This is a genomic window from Alteromonas sp. McT4-15 (assembly GCF_020515205.1).
Lineage (GTDB): Bacteria > Pseudomonadota > Gammaproteobacteria > Enterobacterales > Alteromonadaceae > Alteromonas.
In genome coordinates this window covers 279,889-298,645 of sequence record NZ_JAJALG010000002.1, presented here as the reverse complement: position 1 = coordinate 298,645, position 18,757 = coordinate 279,889, and the positions used below count along the sequence as shown (strand labels likewise).

Below are 18,757 nucleotides of genomic sequence, written 5' to 3'. Positions count from 1 at the left end.
TTTTTCAAAGGCTTTATACGTTTGGCTTATGTACAAAGTGCGTTTCTAATCTAAACTGAAAAAAATATAACGCATTAGTGATTATTGTTTTCATAGGAAGTCGATATGCAACGGAGTTTAGAGCAAGAAGTTGCGCACCTCAAAAGGCGGCTAGAGCGCGAGAAAAAAGCGCGAGAGTCTGCAGAACAATTGCTCGACGATTATGCAAAAAAAACCTTTATTGCAAACGAAAAGCTTCGAGACGCCGTTGCTGAGGTTGAACATAAGCAACAAGAAATAGAGTTCTTTGTTAAGTCAACTACTCAGTCAACGACTGCAGAAAATAACCAAACACTAGTCGAGTCTTTGCTTGAATTGTCAGCAACGTTTATTGATGCTAAATTTGCTGCCAGTTTCTACTCTAAAAATGGTATACAGTGTGCTTCCCCAAGCATAATAATAAACAGCTTAAACAGCATTGCCATCTCATCTGTAGAAGAACTTATTCCCTTTGACATCGATGGTCCTCTTCCCAATTGGTGCATCCAAGAGTTAGCCCCTTCAATATCATCTGCTGAGTCAACGTGGTTGGTATATCTTAATTTTAAATATGTCGATGGTGTGGATGGCTGGTTAGTAATGTTGATTGACTCTCCTACTATTGATGAAGAAAAACTTTACATCTTAGATTCTCATATTGCTCAACTTCGGCATAGTCTGGAAAAACTCAATAATGATGTCTTGCGTAAAAACGAGTCAAAAAAAGCGGTCACATTAAAAGATGAACTTTCAGAAGCGCGTAAGCAACTGACAATGGCGGACCGTATGTCTTCGTTGGGCATTCTAGCAAGTGGAGTAGCTCACGAAATTAACAACCCCTTAGCGTTCATTTCAGCTAACAATAAGTATCTCAAGCATGCACTGTTACCTGCAATTGCTGAGCTGAGAAACCTTGTCTTAACGATAGATGATTTAGCTATCCGAGAATCAATACTTGAGAACAACCTTTTGAGTTTGGAGGATGCGATTGGCGAGGTGCTGCAGGACAATATGGAGGGCTTAGAAAGGCTTAGTAAAATTAGTGATAGCCTTAGAACATTTGTTCATACCGGTGGCCAGCAATTTTCGAAAGTAGATTTGAACCAAGTTGTGAAAAAAAGCCTTAAGGTTGCTTCATTCAGTAAGGAGTATCGTCAAGCAGTCGATGTTGTCCTACTGGAGCATGAGGCGCTAGTGCAGGCAAACTCTGGAGAGATAGAACAGGTCCTACTCAACATTATTATTAATGCTATCCATGCAACTAAAGAAGGTGGGGCGGTCTGCATAACAGTTTTATCTGAAGGTAAGTACTTTTTGGTAAATGTAAAAGATGAAGGAATTGGGATTTGTGAAGAAAATCTGTCAAAGATATTTTCTCCTTTTTTTACGACTAAAGCAGTGGGGCAGGGCACTGGGCTAGGGCTAGCAATATCTAAGAATATTATTGAGGCCCATGGTGGCTCACTTGAAGTAGAGTCTAAATTGGGGCAGGGGACGTGCTTCACAATAGCGCTGCCTAAGGTAATGACAGCAGTAAATGCAGAGGCGATGGAATGACAGATAAATTAGATATCTTATTGGTTGATGACGAAGTAGCTGTTCAGCGCGCGCTTAAACGTACTTTAGAGTGCCTAATACCCACCAATATTGATACGGCAAGTAGCGGAGAATCTGGGCTTGAAGCGTGTCAAAACAAAACTTATGACATCGTTATCAGCGATTTATCTATGCCTGGTATGAGTGGTATTGAGTTCCTTAAGCAGCTTTCTCATTCAGCACCTGAGACAATTCGCATAATGCTAACGGCGCACAGCGAGGCAGAACATGTTTTAGAAGCCGTGAACGAAGCTAATGTATGGAGCTATCTTAAAAAACCATGGGACGATACACGGCTTGAGCTTGTTATTGGTCAAGCGGTGAAAATGCGCAAGACACTAATTGAACGCAGCATGTTGCGTACAGCACTGGTTAAGGCTGAGTCGGCAAGAAAGCGCACGGTTGAAGGTTTTATTGGTGAGTCAAAAGCGCTCAAAAATGTGTATTCGATTATTGAAAAGGCAGCGCCAAGCTCAGCTTCGGTATTCATAACCGGTGAAAGCGGTGTGGGTAAAGAGGTCGCAGCCTCTGCTATACATAACCTAAGTAAGCGCAAACACGACAATTTTGTGGCGCTTAACTGCGCCGCTATACCCTCTGAGTTGATGGAGTCGGAAATTTTTGGTCATGTAAAAGGTGCATTTTCTGGGGCAGTTTCAAATCGTGATGGTGCAGCAACGCAGGCTGATAATGGTACGCTGTTTTTAGATGAACTCGGCGAAATGGACATGGGATTGCAAGCAAAAATTCTGCGCTTTATTCAAACAGGTACATTTCAACGGGTGGGGTCGGGCAAGCTGGAAAAAGTGAATGTGCGCTTTATCGCCGCGACCAATCGGCATCCCCTTGAGGCAATAAAAGATGGTCATTTGCGAGAAGATCTATTTTACAGGTTAAATGTGATAGCCCTTCATTTGCCACCATTGCGGGAACGTGGTGACGATGTGTTGCTGTTAGCAAATCATTTTATGCGTTGCTATATGTCAGAAGAAAGTAAGATGTTCTCTGGTTTTTCTGAAGATGCAAAAGCTCTGCTGCGCAAGTTTTCTTGGCCTGGCAACGTACGCCAGCTTCAAAATTTAATCCACAGTTGTGTGGTAATGAACGACGGTCCATTGCTGACAGCAAGCATGTTAGCGTCTCAGCTTCCTGTAGAGCAAGCGCGTATCCAAACGGTAGCTGAACAGGAGCGCGGATCAATAGATGCAGCGTCTCATGAAACTGCGGTTGCCGACGCACCTTTTGAGTCTTCTGCTTCACTGTCCAGTGAAGAGATGCCTACATTGAACGAAAGTGATATCCACACGCTTGCGGATGTTGAACGCAAAGCAATTCAGGATGCAATTGCTTATTACGAAGACAATGTCGTTAAAGCAGCCAACGCGCTTGGTGTTAGCCCCTCGACACTATATCGCAAAATTCAGCAGTGGTAGGACGTTTAATCAATACGTGTTGCTAAATACTTGCCTATTTACCTAAGCGAAAAGGGGGGGCGTATGTCAAAAAGTAGTGAGCAGTCACACCCAATGCACGACCCTACAGTGAAAAGTCTTATGCAGCGTATGGAGCCGCATATTGCACAAAGCTTCACTGTAGAGCAACAGCTGGCACTTGCACGCGTTGTGGGCCTGCGCGGTGGGCGTGTGCATAGTATTGATATGCGCGCTACGGTCAAATTCCCATTTTTGCCGTGGAGTTTTTACCTTGTCTTTCTGGCAGGGAAAAACAGACGCCCACTTACGGCGAAAGAAAAGGCCATTGCAGCAGCGTCGCTTTTTCTTATTGCCACGTTAACTGTCATGATATTGAGTTTGTTAGGCCTCGTTGCGCTCTACATCATAAAATCACTTTTGGGTATCAATCTATTTGAAAGTTTCTCGCTTGGGCTTTTTGACTGGTTAAAATCGTCCTGACACGCCTTTAAAGCAGTAACTTATTCAAAGGGCTTAAAGCCCTTTTTTCATTTTGAGAAAATGAAAACCTTTCTTTCTCGCAAAATGCCTATTCTTTTTCAGATTAAAAATCGCCCAGCGCCAAAATTTAGAGGGCAATATTTCTGTTTTTATGTTAAGTGATTGATTTTGTGTGATTTTGCGGGATTGGCAAAAGCTTTGCTGTGTTGAGGGTAACCAAGCGCGATTGCAAAGCAACAATAACGTACTTTGTAATCAACAGCAGTATTTTTCTTAGGCACGCAGACAGTGTCTTAGTAGGAGAAAGATGATGAAAACAGTTTCTACAAAGTTTAACCACAATGCGACCAATCATAAAGGGTTACCTATTGCAGCACAGAAGATAGTTGCCCTACTTGGATTAGTTGCCTTATCGCCGCTGCTTATCATTGTCGCAACCCTAATAAAATTGGAAAGCCGCGGTCCGCTCATTTTTTCACAAACTCGAGTTGGTGAACAAGGTCGTCAATTCAAGTGTTTTAAATTTCGGTCAATGTATACGCCAGACTCTCCTCAATGGGAAGTGGCAGCAAAAATGAAAAGTGACAGAGAAGGCATTTGTCAGAAAATGTACAGTGACCCGCGTATTACCCGTGTTGGCCGTGTTATTAGAAAACTTTCTATCGACGAGCTACCTCAGCTATTTAATGTGTTAACTGGTGATATGGTGTTGGTAGGACCGCGCCCGCATCTTACATCTGAATACGAACAATACGATACAGAAACACTTGTACGTCTTAACTGTAAACCAGGTTTAACCGGCTTATGGCAAGTGTCAGGCCGCGCTGATACAACGTTTGAAGAGCAGTTAATGCTTGATAAAACCTATATTGCGCAACAAAGCTGGTTTTTCGATGTAAAAATTTTATTGGCCACCGTTCCCGCTGTTGTTACTGCAAGAGGCGCTTACTAATCTCCTTGTGTGCGCTGGTTGCCCTAAGCAGCATGTTGTTTATCAGCATGCTGCTTTTTTTATTTTTCAGCGATTATCCGAGTTCTCACTATCCTTTCGATATAGTTATTAGCGCTTAGCACCGTTGAAAAAATAGTGACATATGCGCTTCAGATGGCCATCCATTGTTTCAATCCGTTATTTTCAATCGTTGTTCTCATTTTTTTCCAATTATTGTTTTTTATGAGCATAGCTGAAATCGAGTGAGCGACGCTCTTTCTTTTGCATCCTGCTTTTCGAGCGTTTCTTGTGTTTTGCAAAATGCATAAAATGATGCTGTGCAAATTGAGAAAATCACAACCGTGCCATAATGATTTGCATGCTGACTCCTGCCTAAAGTTATGAAATTTAAGTGTTTTTTATATTTGGCACTTCCTTTGCTAAATACCTTGTAAGTCAGTGTTCTCAGTAGGAAGTAATCAACATGAAAGCATTATCTGTTGTTATCACCATGTACAATCAAGTGCAAAACATAGAAAGAGCAATCAAAAGCGTTCAGCGTCAAGTGCTGAAAGTGAATGAGATTATTGTTGTCGATGATGGCTCGACAGATGGCAGCGTTGAGCTTGTTCGCAATTTGAATGTCGAAAATCTAAGCGTGGTTGAACTTTCTGGTTGCGGTATTGCAACAATGCGAAATGAAGGTGCAATGGCTGCAAAGAGCAATTATGTGGCTTTTCTAGATGCTGATGATGAATGGCTTCCCTTCTTTACGCATGAAATGAGCCTGCTTCAAGAGAAGTATCCTACCTCAGATGTTTTTGCTACTCGCTATCAGTGTGTGAGCGATAATGGCACACTGAGAGACGCTGACATTTACTTAAACTCGGTAAATCCTAACGGCTATTTACTGACTGACTTTTTCAAAATGGCAACGCTAGGAGATTTGCCCTTTACCGTATCTTCTATGATGGTGAAAAGGAGCAATTTTTTGGCCCTTGGTGGGTTTGCAGTAAGTGAGCATACCCGTGTGCCCAAAGACTTTATTTTGCAAGCTGCGCTTGATAGCACTATTGCATATAGCCCAAACATTCATATGCACTGTCATACTCAGTGTCATAACCCAGGCGTAGAAGACTTGTTTCCTGTCGGTAATTACTCCTCAGCTGAGCGTTTGTACTCAATGGTGATGGCAGGCAATTATTCTGCTCAAATGCTTAAAAGTGTTCAACGCTACTGTGCAGTGCAGGGGCTAAATGCAGCGAAAATGTTTATCAAAAACGGCAATGCCCATATGGCAAAGTCAGTATTGACCATGCCCATGTGCCAACACTATACGCGCTATTACTTGGCAATATTTACACTGGTAAAACTGTACGCTGCTAAGTCGCTATTAAGCAGCGCGGTCGCCGCGCTTCGCAAGGAGTCACAGGCATGAAAATCAATGCAATCATGTTGATAAAAGATCACGTTGATATAGTCGAAGAAGCGCTGCTGTATGCGATGAAGTTCTGCCATAGAATTTATATTTACGATAATCACTCTACAGATGGTAGCTGGGAGTTGGTAAATGAAATGGCATCTCGTTTCAAAGAGCTCGTCATTTTCGGACAAACAGACGAGCCAAGTAAACGTGGATTGCTTAATCGTATTTATAACCGCTATCACAATGAGTATACAAACGAAGACTGGTGGTATGTGTTACACCCAGATGAGTTACTCAGTGAGTCACCACAGGAGTATTTAAAAAGCGCATTGTTGGCAAGCAAGAACACAATGAATGTGTGGGTGGCGCGTTTTTACCTAACTAATCAAGAAGTTACTGAATTTGAGAGCGAAAATGTAAATGCCTCGATTGTGAAGCGCCGTAAATACTACTCAGTCAACAAAAGCGAACCGCGCTTTTTCACCAACGATCCTGTTCGCAAGTGGGAAGAGTCTTCATTATCACTTATTCCTGCATGGGCAACATCGGTGTCAAAGGATTTTGTTGTGTCGCGCAGTTACCCTATGAGAACGCCGCAACAGGCAGAAAAACTGGCGAACAAACCCATGGCGTTGAACGATTACCCCTGTGCTAGTTCACTCAACGAGTATCAAGGTGACGGCCACTTTAGAGTGGGCAAGTCTGTGAAGCTAAGAGCGTTATTAACGCGCATTCGAGGTGCCTTTTTAAAAAAACTTGGTATTCGTGTTAGCGCGACAGCAAATACGGTAAAGCACACCGTTACAACAACCAAAACAGTGTAGGAGTAAGTTATGCATAACCGCGCAAAAGCAAAACAATACAGTGTGCTGATAGTGGAAGATGATGCATTGGCTCGCGCTACGCTTATTGGTATGTTGTGTAAAGAATTTGACTGTAGCTATGTTGATGATGGCTTAGAAGCAATCCGATATTGCCAAAAGCATGAAACGCCGGATGTCATATTGATGGACTATCATATGCCTGAAGTAAACGGTGTAGATGCCTGCATTAAATTACGAGAGTGCAGCCGTTCTAAAGATATCCCGGTAATATTTTTTACCGCAGACGAAGATTGTGAGTTACAAAAACAGTGTTGGACTGCTGGTGCATCAGACTTTGTTGCTAAACCTGTGAAATCTGATGTGTTAAAAATGCGGATTTTGCATCAAATTAGCGTTAAGGCAAAAGAGCGTCACCTAGAGTCTTTAGCATGTAAAGATCAGCTAACGTCATTACCCAATCGTCAATTTCTTATGCAAAATGCACCGAGTTTGATTAAACAGCTGAATCGCGAAAAAGCGAGTTTGTCGGTATTAATGGTTGATGTTGATAACTTCAAGAAGTACAACGATACCTATGGGCACCTTGACGGCGACAAAGTGCTTAAGGCCGTGGCAGGCGCGTTAAGTCAGTGTGCCAGAAGGCCTCTTGATTGTGTAATGCGCTTTGGTGGCGAAGAGTTTTTAATTTTGCTGCCCAAAACCTCGTTAGAAGATGCAGAGTTTATTGGTCATCGCATGACGCAAGCTGTTGAAGATTTGCTCATTACCAACAAGCACGCAAATCATGGTGTGGTAACGGTGAGTATAGGACTGGCATCAACGAAGCAGAAAGGCGCTATTAAGTTTGTCGATTTGATCAAACAAGCCGATAAAGCGCTGTACCATGCAAAGGCGAAGGGTAAAAACCGAGTTTCGACAGGAGCAACAGCACGAGTTACTCCAGTAAAAAAGGCTACCTTACAACCTGTGTCGCCGTTAGTGGCTTATAGTTTTGGCTAGTGGCTTTACAGACGGAATTCATTTTAGCTGGGCTCTGTTAACATTAAGCTGTTGAGAGGCAAGTTTAATAACCTTGTCATCCAGTGGTGGCGGTGTGATATCAACACCTTCACAGAGCATATCGACAATATAGCGCAATGTATCCACTCTGGCTTGCCACTTGTGTTCGCCGTTAACAATATGCCATGGCGCATGGCTAGTGTGTGTTTGGACGAACATGTCATTAATAGCCTGAATGTAGTCTTTTCGCTTGCGTCTGTTATGTAAATCTTCTTCTGTGAGTTTCCAGCGTTTAAAAGGGTTGTGAAGACGCTCTTCAAAGCGTTTTTTTTGCTCTTCTTCTGAGATATGCATGTAAAGTTTGATGACGCGAACTCCGCTATCACAAAGTGTACGTTCAAACTCATTAATTTCTCTATACGCCCGTTGCCATTCACTTTGTGTGGCCAAACTATCCACGCGCTCAACAAGCACGCGTCCGTAATGTGAACGGTCAAATAACGTTAGTGAGCCCGGTGATGGAATCTGCTGCCAAAACCGATAGAGAAAGTGTTTGTCTTGTTCTTCTTTTGCTGGCTTAGCAACGGGAAATACATGCACACCCCGAGGGTCTAACTTTTCAGTAATACGTCGAATAGTGCCTCCCTTGCCTGACGCATCCCAGCCCTCAAAAATAATCAAGGCGCGACGCTTTTGATGAAAATAGGCCTGCTGGACGTGAAAAAGTGTTTCTTGGATAGACGCTAAGGCTTGCTTATAGTCTTCCTTGTCGCCGAATTGCGATTCAGGAAAGTCATCGAATAAGACGGGGGGCGCACTTGCAGTACTGGATTCCATAATTTGTTCACTATTAAGTAAAACAGACATTTAGAGTAAACATTTTTCAGCCCCTCGCCAACCAGGGGGGAGTACAATTCGTCGCCTTCACTCTTGATTCATTAAGTTTCGCCCCAATAGTTGATGAAATTAGTCAAGTATTAGATAATTGCGCATAGTGTTTGTGCGTTAGCACATTAAGTCCGGTTAAGAGGTGGGTATGTCTGTAGAAACGGCGTTGCCAATTGAGTTTTCTGATGCAGCGGCAGCAAAAGTGAAAACCCTTGTGACAGAAGAAGAAAATCCTGATTTGAAGCTACGTGTTTATGTAACAGGTGGTGGTTGTTCGGGGTTCCAATATGGCTTTACGTTCGACGAAAAAGTCAATGAAGGTGATATGACCATCGAAAAAGACAGCGTAACCTTAGTGGTTGACCCTATGAGTCTTCAGTATCTTGTTGGTGGCGTTGTTGATTACGTCGATGGCCTTGAAGGCTCACGTTTTCTTGTTCAAAACCCCAATGCCACAACAACATGTGGTTGTGGAGCAAGCTTCAGCGTTTAGCATTTAAAACGCTTATTCCTTTCTATGGCATGGTGATTTCTTGCGCCATGCCGACATGTTCTCACTTTCCTTTTCGTTTATTATTATCGTTGGCGCCTTGCTGACAATACTGCCTTACCGCTTTTGAACTTCTATTGGGTCAATTGACTTGTCTCGCCGATAAAGTGCATTGTCTTCACTCCTTAACTTGTCTAAGTTAACAATATAATTACAAGCATCAACATGCGACAACAGGCAAAAAGGAAAAACCATGAACAAAACCTTGTTCGTCAACGGGACCGAATACCCTATTGATGTCCCCGATAACATGCCACTATTGTGGTTTTTACGCGATAGATTGGAATTTACTGGCACCAAGTTTGGTTGTGGGAAAGGTCTGTGCGGTGCCTGTACAGTTCACGTTGATGGCCAAGCCACGCGCGCATGTGTAATGCCTGTCAGCGCACTGGCAGGGCGTAAAGTAACCACCATAGAAGGGTTGTCTGAAGATGCTTCTCATCCGCTTCAAAAAGCCTGGATTGAAGTAGGCGTCCCCCAATGCGGTTACTGTCAAGCTGGCCAAATAATGAATGCGGCAAGCCTGTTGTCTAACAACGCCACGCCAAGTGAGCAGGACATTGATAATGCGATGCAAGGCAATATTTGTCGTTGCGGCACTTATCAGCGTATTAAAAAGGCGATAAACATCGCGGCAAGTGAGTTGGCAAATTATGATTTGGCCAAGGAGGTGTCGTGATGCGTGAAGATATCGAAAGTTTGCTTATTACCCAGCGAGAAAAACAAGCGCAGTTATATACCGTAAGGCCGTTATCGTTAAATCGCCGTCAGTTCTTGAAAGCTAGTGCGATTGGGGGCTGTGGGCTTATGGTCGGTGTTTCGCTTAATGTCAACGCGAGTAAGATGGATGCGGCAGAATTTAGTCCCAATGCGTTCATTCATTTGCAACAAGATGGCAGCGTGCTTATTTATTGCGGTCGTTGTGAAATGGGACAGGGGATCAGTACTGCTTTACCGTCGGTAGTGGCCGATGAAATGGAAGCTGATTGGTCGAAAGTCACTGTCGAGCAGGCTGAAGGCAATCAGGATAAATATGGTAGCCAAGCGACTGGAGGCTCTGCCAGTATTCGAACCATGTATGAACCCATGCGCAAAGCTGGTGCTGTAGCAAGGGAAATGCTGGTGGCTGCGGCAGCCAAGGCATTTAATACAAGTCCTGACAATTGCTATGCTCAAAATCACTTCGTTATTAATAAGAACACAAATCAGAAATTAAGTTATGGCGAGTTGGCAAGTGTTGCTGCAACAATGCCAACACCTGAAAATCCAACACTGAAGTCAAAGGCTGATTTTCGCTATATCGGCTCTTACTTGCCTCGCCATGATGTATCAAAAGTCGTGCAAGGTAAGCGCATTTACGGTGTGGATACCAAAGTTGCAGGAATGCAATATGCCGCCATTGTGCATTGTCCAGTGATGGGCGGCACATTGAAGTCGGTAGACAAAACTGAAGCCATGAAAGTGCAAGGTGTTACCGCGGTGGTCGAGATTGCGCCCATGAAAGTGCCATTTGGTTCGCTTGGTGGCGTTGCAGTGGTCGCAAATAACTCATGGTCTGCACAACAAGGCGTTGAAAAATTAAAAGTAGAGTGGGATAGAGGCGTACACGGCAGTTACGACACCACCTCCTACATGAAGACGTTAGTTGAAAACGTCGAAAAGCCCGCGAATAAAATTGCTGAGCGAGGGGATGTAGAATCGGCCTTTGAAAATGCTGACCAAACCCTATCGGCGACATTTACCGAAGGGCATTTAGTCCATGCTCCGATGGAGCCGAATGCCAGTGTTGTGTCGGTAGGCGATGGTGCTTGTGAGGTATGGGCATCCACACAAAGTCCTGACGATATTCAGTCAGTACTTTCACAGTTTTTAGGTATCGATAAGAAAGCGGTAAAGGTTAATGTCATGATTAGTGGCGGTGCATTTGGGCGGAAGTTCAAGTGTGACTACGTGCAAGAGGCCGCAGCTATATCAAAGGCGGTGGGAACACCCATACAGCTAACATGGACAAGAGAAGAAGACACGCGAACCGGCTTTTACCATTCAAACAGTGCTCAACATATTAAAGCGGCGCTAGATAAGGATGGCAATGTCACAGGTTGGTTGCACCGTGCCGCTTTCCCTTCAATAAACACGTTGTTTGACCCTTCAGTGCAATTTGCGCCCGCGAATGCCATGAGCGAAATAGAGAACCACCCTTATGGTATTGCCAATTTACGCAGCGAGTCTGGTTTAGCGCCCGCGCATACCCGTATTGGCTGGTACAGAGCGGTTTATGCTATTTTTTGGGGCTTTGCTTATGGCGTATTCACTGATGAGCTGGCTGAGAAAGCTGGTATAGATACCGCGACAATGTTGCACCGTTTATACGATAATAATACTAACCCAGAACAGGCCGAACAAGTAAAGCGCTCTAAAGGTGTACTTGACTTAGTCATTGAAAAGTCAGGCTATAAAAAGTCATTGCCAGAGGGTGAGGGGATCGGTATAGCGGTGCATTATAGTTTTCAGACATACATAGCCATGGCGGTGCATGTGCGTATGAAAGGTGACGACTTTGAAGTGCTTCGTGTGGATTCTGCTGTAGACTGCGGACAAGTGCTAAACAAAGACGGCGCTGCAGCGCAACAAGAGGGCGCAGTGGCGATGGGGATCTCATTGGCTAAGTACTGTGAAGTGTCGTTTAAAGACGGTGCAGTGGTAAACAGCAACTTTCACGACTACCCCGTTATGCGTATTAGTGACATGCCTGAAGTTCATGTGCATTTTGTCGACTCAGATGCAAAGCCCACAGGACTTGGTGAGCCGGGTATGGCACCGTTTGCGCCAGCGCTAAGTAATGCCATCTATCATGCTTCAGGTACGCGTCATAGAAATCTACCAATACAGCCAATGCGCACCTAAATGGTGTGTATTGGTTTATTCGAAAATGAGCAGGTAACGTTATGAAACTGTACGGTTCTACCACATCACCATACGTGCGTCGTATACGCATTATCTTAGCGTCAACAGAACATGAATTTCTTAATTTGCAGATTTTTTCTGGGGAAGATCGTGCGCTGTTGGCATCCCGCAATCCCACGTTAAAAGTGCCGTGTTTAGAAGACAACGGGCAGATGATTTTTGACTCGCGCGTCATTTATAATTATCTGGCGGATAAACTCGACTTAGATGGGCTTACGTGGGAAGAAGAGAATCAGCTAACGCTCATTGATGCGGCAAATGATTCTTTTGTTCAAATGATGCTGCTCAAGCGTTCAGACTTCGATATCAGCCAAGACAAAATGTACTTTACGCTTCAGCGAGAACGTATTGAGGCGGTGCTTGAAAGTCTCTGTGAGCAGCTTGATGCTGGCGGATTTAGTACGTGGACCTACCCTGAAATATGTTTGTACTCAATGGTCGATTGGGTGCTTTTTCGAGAGCTCCACGATATGAAAAACTACCCCCAATTGCTCGAGTTTCATGAAAAGCACCACCACCGTATTGAAGTAACCGCTACCGATCCTCGCGGATAATAAATGCGCCTACAAGCGGGTTAATAACCTTTATCAAAGTCGAACTGATAAAGTAATGGCTCGCTTGCTAGGTAGCGAAAGGCATTTTCTAGAAAGACACTGGCGACATCCGATGGCTGAGATTCAGCTGCGGTGTGGGCAGTAATTGTTATTTTTGGATGTACCCAAAATGCATGGTCTTTTGGCAAGGGTTCTTGTTTAAAGACATCTAACACCGCGTGTTTTAAGTATCCTGCATTTAAACACTTAATCAAGGCTTCATCATTTACTGCATTTCCGCGCCCTGCGTTAATGAAAACGCTGTGTGATTTTAGCGCTTTTAATATGTCATCGGATATGAAGTTTTGAGTTTGTGGCGTATCAGGCATGAGGTTCACAAGATGATCAGCTTGGCCTGCAAATTCCACTGCTGATTCTTGCGTGTACATGGCGTGTACACCATCAACAGCAGCTCCACTTCTGCTTAACCCTATAACACGCATTCCAAAGGCGTGTGCTACAGGGATAAGTGCTTTGCCAATACTGCCAAGTCCAAGGATCCCCAAGGTTTGTCCGTGCAATGGTATGCGCGGTGAGGCCTCCCATTTAGGTGGTTGCGCCTGTTGATTTTGGCGAAACATGGATGTGTTTCTGGCGTGTTCCAACAAATAAGCAAATACATATTCGCGCATTAGTTTACCAAAAATACCTTTTAGGCCCGTAAGGATGTAGTCTGTTTTACTCGCACGCAGCAAAGGTGCATTACCTGCCCATGTCGACTGACACCATTTGATATTATGACATTGATCAATTATCTCAGCTGCTAAGTCGGGATCTGCAAGCAAGATAGTTACAGTTTCAGGTTCAATTTCCTCAGGTGAGGTAGCAATTTTTTCAATCTGAACTTTTGTATTCTTGCCCATTGCCAGGCTGTGGGATGTCGCGTTGCTTTCACTTAACTGCATTGAAATTGCAGTTGCAATATCGTGGGCTTCATCACTTAAAATGGTGACTGATAAGCATGCATCAGCGCCTGAATTCATTCGCTTTTTTCTCCCAGAGTAAACTTTTCTTTCCTAATTAGTCAGCGCTTTTCGTGCGCAAGGTTGTTCTAATAATGTGATTTAAGTTTTACATTTTTGTAAATAAATTGATGTGTAATACATCAAGTTGGTATCAATATTAACGGAATAACTATGCAGTCTACTACGCAGTCTTCAATAAACGTTGCACACGCTAAAGTGCTATCACCTAAACGTAACACTACTGTTGCCGAAACTACAGAGGCACTGGTGGCCGAACAGCTTTCTCATTTTGGTATTGACGCATCAAGTGATTACGGCAAAGCGCTTGCTAATACCGCACACCATTTGTACGGCGCACAATCAAGTGTGATGCAACTATGGGACATTACCAATAATACACTGCAAGGACTCGATAAAGAGGACAGAGTAGCTTATTTTAACGCCAAAAAGTTCCTTTCTTTCCAAATCGCGAAAATATTAGACACACTGCAAAACCCCTTTAGAGCAACCTATCAGAGTTTATCTGGTGGAAACGGTTCGCAAGGTCATTACCCGCTGTTTGATAACGTTACTGCATTGTTTTCAGCAACCCCTGTTGTGGTGCGCACGGCGACTTACGTGTATGCCTGTACCGAATGGGTAGATGACGCTTTTCAGGGTAAAGAGTTTACTCACCAAATTTATTCGCGTCTTCTCAACCCAACAAATATCTCTTTGGCAAACGCGATTGTTGATATGGAAGCAGGCCCTTATGCTGCAGAGTATTTAGCGTGGAACTTTAACTCAGGCATGGCTGCTATTGATGCGTGTTTGTCGAACGTGTTGAGTCATGGTGATGTATTGATTGTATCGCGTAATGTGTACGGTGGTGTTTATCAATTGCTGCATGATTATTTTGCGCGCAGTAATCGAATGGATATTCAAATCGCGTGGTTTGACGGTTACGACAAAGAAAGCTTTGCCGAATTTATGCAAGAAACCAAAAAGAAACATGCTGCGCGTTTGGACAACGGCGCTCGTATGCATGTGTATCTAGAGTCACCATGTAACCCACATGGCTACGTACTCGATGTGCCAGGTATTTGTGAGCTTGCGCACGCTGAAGGCTCTCTGGTTATGCTCGATTCGACGCTAGCGACGCCTGTACTGCATCAGCCTCTTCAGCATAAAAACAAAGCAGCAAGACCCGATTATGTTATGCACAGCTACACCAAAGACTTGTGTGGTAGCGGCGCGACAACTGCAGGTGTTGTTATCGGCGAAGGCCACAGAATGTTCCAGCCCAAAGGCAGTAATATGAATGGGGTAGATTGGTCTGAAACCATGTTCTGGGATGTGTACTACATCAAGGGCGCATTCTTAGATTCAGAAAAAGCCTTTGATGTGCTTAACGGTATGAAGACGCTAGAACAGCGAATGATGACAAAGGTCATCAATACCGAGGTGTTTACTTCTTTCCTTAATGCGCACGAACAAATTCGCGTTAACTGTCATGCATTGCCACAGCACAGCAACGCGGGTCTGCGTGAAAAACAGCATACACACGGTTGGCCTTGCACGCTATTCACAGTCGACATGGCACCAGCGAATTTACCTCGAGATGTGTTTACGCGTTTCTTTGATGCGTTAGAGCCCGCGTTTAGTCACCAAGTGAGTATTGGACAGAACAACACCATCATACTTTGCCCTGCCTTAACGTCGCATTCTGAATTAAGTACAGAAGAGCAAAAGAAAGCGGGTATCGAGCTTACAACCATGCGTATTGCGATGGGAACGGACAACGTTAAACAGCTTATTGCGCATTTCATGTTGGCGGCGAAACACTTTATCGAACCTCATGCCCCTGGCTTCTGTAACAAGTTTATGGCTTTGGATGACATCGACGCCTTATATCTGAGCGTTAGTGAACGCGTATGTGCCCAGCATTTTGGTAGTAAGCCAAGTATGGCATCACTGATGAAAGGGCATGACTAAATCGAAGCTCACTTAATACTCGCTGCTGTACTTATACTCAAGTAATTAAAGCGGTAGTCGATAATTACAATGAGGATGTACTCCTTCTCCCGGGCCTTTCCTTACGCGGGCTCGGGATTTTTTTTGCTCACGGTTATTAAGGCAGCGCTATGCACCAGTTTAAAATAGATGTCACATTAGATGCATCATTACCCTTTGTTTTTGCGGCATTTCATGAACCTGAATATTTATCAGAATGGTTTGCGCCAGGCGATTGCGTTGTGACACAAATCATGAGTGATTTTAAAGAAGGGGGGCGTTACCGCATTAAGCTGATGGAGCCTAGCGGTGTGGAAATGTCACTAACAGGGGAATACACGACAATTTTGGCCAATGAGCAATTGACCTTTTCGTGGGCGTGGGAAGATGACATAGAAGACTCTGTGATGACGTCGGTAGACATTCATTTTGAAAAGACTGAAGAAGGATATGTAAGGCTGGTGCTAGTGCAAAGTGGCTTTGCTAACAAAGAAGAGTGTGAGCAGCACAATTATGCCTGGATGTCGTGTCTTGAAAAACTGGCGGTGTTAGCCAATCAGAAAACAGGGTTTAACTGATTTACTCAGTCAATCAATTAAGGTGGAGCAAGGCCCCACCTTTTTTAACTAATGCACTTAACTTAATGCTTCAAGTGCATCTTTGCCTGTTTCTTCCTTATAAGTAGTGAAATCATTGTAGCCTTCTACGCTATTTCCATACCAGCTAGCAGGATCATCGAAAGCGGTTAATGGGTAATCGTTTGCAAAACGAGTAGGCAAATCTGGGTTAGTTATCCACGGTCGGCCAAAGGCCACCATATCACCGTCACCATCACTAATACGTTTTTCCGCGTCTTCTTTTGTATAGCCACAGTTACCAATTAGCATGCCATCAAAAAGCGCTCTGAACTCAGCCAATGTCATTGGTTCACCGCGTTCGTGAAAACCAAAGGCAAGTCCGTCCATAACGTGTAAATATCCTACTTTGAGCGCATTAAGTTGTTGTGCAACGTAGGTGAAGGTTTCTCTGAAGTCATCGGCGCCCATGTCGTTAAATACGCCATTTGGTGATAGACGCACACCAACCTGTTCTGCCGGCCATACACTTAGCACCGCATCCATAACTTCAGACAAAAAGCGGTATCTGTTCTCAAGTGAGCCACCATAATTGTCATCTCGTTGATTACTTCGGCTGTCGAGGAACTGATTGATTAGATAGCCATTTGCAGCATGCACTTCAATGCCGTCAAAACCTGCAGCTTTCGCATTAATAGCTGCTTTTTTGTAGTCTTCGACTGTGCGCTTAATGTCATCCAACGTCATGGCTCTTGGGACTTCGTACTCTTTTTTACCTTTGGGGGTGTGAATTTCATCGCCCTCAATTTTTATTGCAGACGCCGATAAAGGTAAATCGCCATTGTGGAAGTCACTGTGCGATGCACGCCCCGTATGCCATAACTGCAATACCATTTTTCCGCCCGCTTCGTGAACGCGGCTTACAACCGAGCGCCAACCTTCGACCATGGCATCGGTATAGATTCCTGGCGATTCAACCCAACCATTCCCTTCTTCAGAGATAGATGTTGCTTCTGAAATAATAAGGCCTGCTTCAGCACGCTGAACATAGTGATCGCCGATAATTTTGTTTGGTACACGGTCAGGTCCAGCGCGACCTCGTGTTAGTGGGGCAAGCACCATTCGATTTTTCAGTGTTTGGCCAGCCCAATCGAAAGGCTTAAAAAGTACTGAGTCTGTCATTAGTTGTCCTATATCTTTGTTAGTCAAAGTTAATGTGATTACAGAGATAGACACTAATTGGATTGATTCAAGCGCTGCTTTTAGCGTGTTTTGATATAAAAAAGGTCAGCATGCTCTAATGACGGGGCTTGAAACGAAAAACTACTTTTTAAACAGTGCACCGAGCACCGCTGGACGCGACGCGCCCGTGACCTCTGGTACATTTCCGGGGATGTTGTTTAGATACGCATGGGCAAGCCACGCAAAGGCAGCACCTTCTACGTGCTGTGGGTGTATGCCAAGAAAGAAACTATCACTGACCTGATATTGCGCAAGCTGTTGTTTAAGCATGCGCATCAGTGCATTGTTGAATGCTCCGCCACCGCATATTATCACTTCACTTTGCTCATTTGCGCCGTTTTGCTCAGGTAAATGCGCTTTTATATCATTAACAATAGTTTTAACCGTGAACGCAAGTAACGTGGCTTGAACGTCAACAGGTTGCATATTTCCACCAACACAGGGGAGTGAATGCGATGGTGCGGATTCAAAAAAATTGCCTAAGCTGTTACTCAGCCAGTCAATGTTGAAATACTCTCTGCCCGTGCTTTTAGGGGCAGGTAAAGTGAAATAGCTATCAGATAAAAGTGTATCGAGTAACGCTGTACTTACATTGCCAGAAGCTGCCCATTGCCCATCTTTGTCAAAGTTATGGTTTAAATGAAGCGAAATCCATCTGTCCATCAGCGTATTACCAGGTCCTGTGTCGAAACCACGAACTGGCTCTGACGAATACTTGGGCGGTAATAACGACACATTGGCAATTCCCCCTATATTTACCAGTGCGCGGTACTTGGTATCATGGGAAAATATGGCATTGTGATAAGCGGGTACTAGAGGCGCACCTTGGCCCCCTAAAGCAATGTCTTTGCGCCTAAAATCGGCAACTACGTCGATGTTGGTAAGCGCCGCAATCGTATTTGGGTCACCTATTTGGCAGGTGAAGCCGCGTAAGGCCTCAGTACTAAACAGGGCAGATATCACCTTACCTTGCGGTTGGTGGCGCACGGTTTGTCCGTGTGAGCCAATAGCCGTAATATCGTTTGCAGATAGATTTGTTTTATTAAGCAGCCCTAATACTGCCTGAGCGAAAGTTTCTGCCACAAGCCTATCAGCAATGGCTAAAGTGTTTAGCTCGTCTGGCCCCTCGCTACAAAGGGCATTAAGTGCAAGTAATAATTCTTGAGGGTACTCGACAGTATGAGCCGCAAGGGTTGTGCAGGTAGAGGGCGATATTTCGCAAAGGACGGCATCAACACCGTCCATGCTTGTACCTGACATCAGGCCAATATATCTAGCCAT

Annotated in this window: 17 protein-coding genes; 13 read left to right on the top strand and 4 right to left on the bottom strand. The window is 44.3% G+C overall.

All coding sequences use genetic code 11. From position 1 onward, the window contains the following. The first annotated feature begins 105 nt into the window (after positions 1 to 105). From LHL20_RS03140 to LHL20_RS03110, 7 genes are all read left to right on the top strand, one after another. Entirely contained in the window at positions 106 to 1,575 is a 1,470-nt protein-coding gene (locus LHL20_RS03140; protein WP_226432224.1) for a sensor histidine kinase, read from the top strand. Beyond that, positions 1,572 to 3,047 (top strand): sigma-54-dependent transcriptional regulator, encoded by a 1,476-nt coding sequence (locus tag LHL20_RS03135; protein ID WP_226432223.1) that lies wholly within the window; start codon positions 1,572 to 1,574, stop codon positions 3,045 to 3,047. The genes LHL20_RS03140 and LHL20_RS03135 overlap by 4 nt, the downstream gene beginning before the upstream one ends. 63 nt (positions 3,048 to 3,110) lie before the next feature. Then, the gene (locus LHL20_RS03130; RefSeq protein ID WP_226432222.1) at positions 3,111 to 3,527 is read left to right on the top strand and encodes a hypothetical protein; all 417 of its coding nucleotides are present in this window, start codon (positions 3,111 to 3,113) and stop codon (positions 3,525 to 3,527) included. A 307-nt stretch (positions 3,528 to 3,834) separates the two neighbouring features. Then, complete coding sequence (locus tag LHL20_RS03125) at positions 3,835 to 4,479, top strand: sugar transferase (protein ID WP_202262349.1); 645 nt, start codon at positions 3,835 to 3,837, stop codon at positions 4,477 to 4,479. A gap of 463 nt (positions 4,480 to 4,942) precedes the next feature. Beyond that, a complete protein-coding gene (locus LHL20_RS03120; protein WP_226432221.1) occupies positions 4,943 to 5,896 on the top strand; it encodes a glycosyltransferase family 2 protein in 954 nt (317 codons plus the stop codon). Continuing rightward, positions 5,893 to 6,708 (top strand): glycosyltransferase family 2 protein, encoded by an 816-nt coding sequence (locus LHL20_RS03115; RefSeq protein WP_226432220.1) that lies wholly within the window; start codon positions 5,893 to 5,895, stop codon positions 6,706 to 6,708. The genes LHL20_RS03120 and LHL20_RS03115 overlap by 4 nt, the downstream gene beginning before the upstream one ends. A gap of 9 nt (positions 6,709 to 6,717) precedes the next feature. Continuing rightward, entirely contained in the window at positions 6,718 to 7,707 is a 990-nt protein-coding gene (locus LHL20_RS03110) for a GGDEF domain-containing response regulator (protein ID WP_226432219.1), read from the top strand. An 18-nt stretch (positions 7,708 to 7,725) separates the two neighbouring features. On the opposite strand, the gene LHL20_RS03105 is transcribed toward LHL20_RS03110, so the two are convergent. Beyond that, entirely contained in the window at positions 7,726 to 8,544 is an 819-nt protein-coding gene (locus LHL20_RS03105) for a polyphosphate kinase 2 family protein (RefSeq protein WP_413228873.1), read from the bottom strand. 199 nt (positions 8,545 to 8,743) lie between these two features. Between LHL20_RS03105 and erpA the strand changes: the two genes are divergently transcribed. From erpA to LHL20_RS03085, 4 genes are all read left to right on the top strand, one after another. Continuing rightward, positions 8,744 to 9,088 (top strand): iron-sulfur cluster insertion protein ErpA, encoded by a 345-nt coding sequence (gene erpA / locus LHL20_RS03100; RefSeq protein WP_159626566.1) that lies wholly within the window; start codon positions 8,744 to 8,746, stop codon positions 9,086 to 9,088. 250 nt (positions 9,089 to 9,338) lie between these two features. Next, positions 9,339 to 9,824 (top strand): (2Fe-2S)-binding protein, encoded by a 486-nt coding sequence (locus LHL20_RS03095; RefSeq protein ID WP_226432217.1) that lies wholly within the window; start codon positions 9,339 to 9,341, stop codon positions 9,822 to 9,824. Next, positions 9,824 to 12,049 (top strand): xanthine dehydrogenase family protein molybdopterin-binding subunit, encoded by a 2,226-nt coding sequence (locus tag LHL20_RS03090; RefSeq protein WP_226432216.1) that lies wholly within the window; start codon positions 9,824 to 9,826, stop codon positions 12,047 to 12,049. Before LHL20_RS03095 ends, LHL20_RS03090 begins: the two co-directional genes overlap by 1 nt. Before the next feature lie 41 nt (positions 12,050 to 12,090). Further along, positions 12,091 to 12,663: a glutathione S-transferase family protein gene (locus LHL20_RS03085; protein ID WP_202262342.1), complete on the top strand. Its 573-nt coding sequence runs from the start codon at positions 12,091 to 12,093 to the stop codon at positions 12,661 to 12,663. A 20-nt stretch (positions 12,664 to 12,683) separates the two neighbouring features. Here LHL20_RS03085 and LHL20_RS03080 read toward each other — a convergent pair whose 3' ends face one another. Continuing rightward, positions 12,684 to 13,685: a D-2-hydroxyacid dehydrogenase gene (locus tag LHL20_RS03080; RefSeq protein WP_226432215.1), complete on the bottom strand. Its 1,002-nt coding sequence runs from the start codon at positions 13,683 to 13,685 to the stop codon at positions 12,684 to 12,686. A 153-nt stretch (positions 13,686 to 13,838) separates the two neighbouring features. Between LHL20_RS03080 and LHL20_RS03075 the strand changes: the two genes are divergently transcribed. Both LHL20_RS03075 and LHL20_RS03070 read left to right on the top strand, forming a co-directional pair. Beyond that, the gene (locus tag LHL20_RS03075; RefSeq protein WP_226432214.1) at positions 13,839 to 15,641 is read left to right on the top strand and encodes a trans-sulfuration enzyme family protein; all 1,803 of its coding nucleotides are present in this window, start codon (positions 13,839 to 13,841) and stop codon (positions 15,639 to 15,641) included. Positions 15,642 to 15,790: 149 nt separating this feature from the next. Further along, positions 15,791 to 16,237, top strand: coding sequence for an SRPBCC family protein (locus LHL20_RS03070; protein WP_226432213.1), 447 nt, complete (start codon positions 15,791 to 15,793; stop codon positions 16,235 to 16,237). A 57-nt stretch (positions 16,238 to 16,294) separates the two neighbouring features. Here LHL20_RS03070 and LHL20_RS03065 read toward each other — a convergent pair whose 3' ends face one another. Continuing rightward, complete coding sequence (locus LHL20_RS03065) at positions 16,295 to 17,416, bottom strand: alkene reductase (protein ID WP_226432212.1); 1,122 nt, start codon at positions 17,414 to 17,416, stop codon at positions 16,295 to 16,297. A gap of 141 nt (positions 17,417 to 17,557) precedes the next feature. Beyond that, positions 17,558 to 18,757, bottom strand: coding sequence for an anhydro-N-acetylmuramic acid kinase (locus LHL20_RS03060; RefSeq protein ID WP_226432211.1), 1,200 nt, complete (start codon positions 18,755 to 18,757; stop codon positions 17,558 to 17,560).

Coding starts and splice junctions, on each gene's coding strand:
- LHL20_RS03140 (WP_226432224.1), top strand. CDS start 106: ATGCAACGGAGTTTAGAGCAAGAAGTTGCGCACCTCAAAAGGCGGCTA.
- LHL20_RS03135 (WP_226432223.1), top strand. CDS start 1,572: ATGACAGATAAATTAGATATCTTATTGGTTGATGACGAAGTAGCTGTT.
- LHL20_RS03130 (WP_226432222.1), top strand. CDS start 3,111: ATGTCAAAAAGTAGTGAGCAGTCACACCCAATGCACGACCCTACAGTG.
- LHL20_RS03125 (WP_202262349.1), top strand. CDS start 3,835: ATGATGAAAACAGTTTCTACAAAGTTTAACCACAATGCGACCAATCAT.
- LHL20_RS03120 (WP_226432221.1), top strand. CDS start 4,943: ATGAAAGCATTATCTGTTGTTATCACCATGTACAATCAAGTGCAAAAC.
- LHL20_RS03115 (WP_226432220.1), top strand. CDS start 5,893: ATGAAAATCAATGCAATCATGTTGATAAAAGATCACGTTGATATAGTC.
- LHL20_RS03110 (WP_226432219.1), top strand. CDS start 6,718: ATGCATAACCGCGCAAAAGCAAAACAATACAGTGTGCTGATAGTGGAA.
- LHL20_RS03105 (WP_413228873.1), bottom strand. CDS start 8,544: ATGGAATCCAGTACTGCAAGTGCGCCCCCCGTCTTATTCGATGACTTT.
- erpA (WP_159626566.1), top strand. CDS start 8,744: ATGTCTGTAGAAACGGCGTTGCCAATTGAGTTTTCTGATGCAGCGGCA.
- LHL20_RS03095 (WP_226432217.1), top strand. CDS start 9,339: ATGAACAAAACCTTGTTCGTCAACGGGACCGAATACCCTATTGATGTC.
- LHL20_RS03090 (WP_226432216.1), top strand. CDS start 9,824: ATGCGTGAAGATATCGAAAGTTTGCTTATTACCCAGCGAGAAAAACAA.
- LHL20_RS03085 (WP_202262342.1), top strand. CDS start 12,091: ATGAAACTGTACGGTTCTACCACATCACCATACGTGCGTCGTATACGC.
- LHL20_RS03080 (WP_226432215.1), bottom strand. CDS start 13,685: ATGAATTCAGGCGCTGATGCATGCTTATCAGTCACCATTTTAAGTGAT.
- LHL20_RS03075 (WP_226432214.1), top strand. CDS start 13,839: ATGCAGTCTACTACGCAGTCTTCAATAAACGTTGCACACGCTAAAGTG.
- LHL20_RS03070 (WP_226432213.1), top strand. CDS start 15,791: ATGCACCAGTTTAAAATAGATGTCACATTAGATGCATCATTACCCTTT.
- LHL20_RS03065 (WP_226432212.1), bottom strand. CDS start 17,416: ATGACAGACTCAGTACTTTTTAAGCCTTTCGATTGGGCTGGCCAAACA.
- LHL20_RS03060 (WP_226432211.1), bottom strand. CDS start 18,757: ATGGCTAGATATATTGGCCTGATGTCAGGTACAAGCATGGACGGTGTT.